This window comes from Streptomyces viridochromogenes DSM 40736, from assembly GCF_000158955.1.
Classification (GTDB): domain Bacteria; phylum Actinomycetota; class Actinomycetes; order Streptomycetales; family Streptomycetaceae; genus Streptomyces; species Streptomyces venetus.
In genome coordinates, this window is the sequence record NZ_GG657757.1 from 2,184,076 (window position 1) to 2,186,008 (window position 1,933).

Annotated in this window: 1 protein-coding gene and 1 pseudogene; both read left to right on the forward strand. The window is 67.4% G+C overall.

Annotation, left to right across the window (positions count from 1 at the left end; translation table 11 throughout):
• Positions 1-315, forward strand: a pseudogene (locus tag SSQG_RS09585) (trypsin-like serine protease); the annotation flags it as partial.
• A 510-nt stretch (positions 316-825) separates the two neighbouring features.
• A partial coding sequence (locus SSQG_RS09590; protein ID WP_039932240.1) for a branched-chain amino acid ABC transporter substrate-binding protein occupies positions 826-1,933 on the forward strand: 1,108 nt, incomplete at its 3' end.

A 1,933-nucleotide genomic window follows, 5' to 3' on the forward strand; every position in this document is an offset into this window, starting at 1 on the left:
TACGGCACCCAGGAAGCCGCCCACGGCCCCGGCGGCCACACCCACCCCGGCGGCGGCGTCCGCATGAAAGCGCCCGTCACCTTCAACGCCCTCAACGACTCCTGGGTCCGGCTCGCGATGACCGCGCCCCAGGGCAACGGAGGCGCCTGCTACGGCGACTCGGGCGGCCCCAACTTCGCCCTGCTGGGCGGGAAGAGCGTCCTCGCCGCGACCACCATCACCGGCGACACCCCCTGCTACGCCACCAACGTGACGTACCGCCTGGACACCCCCGGCGCCCGCGCCTTCCTGGCGCCGTTCGTGAAGCTGCCGTAACCCCGAAACCCCGCCGCCCGAAACGGAGCGGCGGGGCACCAGGCCCCGCCGGACCCGCCCGAAACAGCCGCTTCCGATCACACGGAACTCCCCCTGGAATCGGGCCATCCCCTTCTCGGCGTAACGCTCCGTAACGCGCGCGCAATACAACACCCCAGTTTCATCTCCGGCCGCGCCCGCTCCCCGGACCTTTCCGATCTCGTACGCGCCGCCCACACCCCGGCAAACGCACGATCTCAGCCACGGCCAACCGGAAGTGCGAGTTCTCAGAATGCGGACCTCGGCGAAAATCCACCAAACCCGCCGAGAGGGTCCGCCGCCGAGACCGGGCATCCACCCCGTCATAACAAGAAAGTCACAAGCCAGCCCTCGCCGCTGACCCTGCCCTGACCCCGGGCTTAGAGTCACGGCCAGTCACCGCTCCATCGGGAGTTCGGTACCAGCGCGGCACTCACCCCCCGACCAGGGCGGGGCCTGCCTGTGAAAGGACTGATTGTGCGACAGCGTTCCTTGGTGATTCTTACCTCCGTTCTCACGACCGGAGCTCTGACTCTCACCGCCTGCGGTTCCCGAGACGACAGCGGTGACAAGGGCGGAGACAGCGGGAGCGGCACGACCCTGACCATCGGCGTCGACGCCCCCCTGTCCGGTGAGAACTCCACCACCGGCCTCGGCATCCAGTACGGCGCGCAGATCGCCGTCGACGACGCCAACAAGAACAACTGGGTCCCGGGCGTGAAATTCAAGCTCAAGGCCCTGGACGACAAGGCCCAGCCCGCCACGGGCCAGTCCAACGCCACCAGCATCGTCGGCGACAAGACCGCCGTCGGCGCCGTCGGCCCGCTGAACTCCGGCGTCGCCCAGACGATGCAGCAGGTGTTCGCCTCGGCCAACATGGTCCAGATCTCCCCGGCCAACACCAACCCCGAGCTGACCCAGGGCAAGAACTGGCAGACGGACAAGAAGCGCCCCTACAAGACGTACTTCCGCACCGCCACCACCGACGAACTGCAGGGCAGCTTCGCCGCCGGCTACGCGTACAACGGCCTCAAGAAGAAGAAGGCCTTCGTCGTCGACGACAAGCAGACCTACGGCGCCGGCCTCGCGAAGATCTTCGCGGAGCAGTACAAGAAGATGGGCGGCAAGGTCGTCGCGACCGACCACGTCAACACCGGCGACAAGGACTTCGGCTCGCTCGCCACGAAGATCAAGAACTCCGGTGCCGACCTGCTCTACTACGGCGGCCAGTACGACGAGTCCGCGCTGATCACCAAGCAGCTCAAGGACACCGGCGTCAAGATCCCGCTGTTCGGCGGCGACGGCATGTTCGCCTCCACCTACATCGAGGCCGCCGGCAAGGCCTCCGAGGGCGACCTCGCCACCGCGATCGGTGTCCCCGCCGACACCCTGCCCGCCGCCAAGCAGTTCATCCAGACGTACAAGGACAAGGGCTACAAGGGCGACTACGGCGCGTACGGCGCCTACGCCTACGACGCCACCACCGCCATCATCAAGGCCGTCAAGGCCGCGGCCGACGCCAACGGCGGCAAGGTGCCCACCGACATCAACGACCTGCGCTCCAAGGTCGTCGACGGAGTCCAGAAGTCCGACTTCGAAG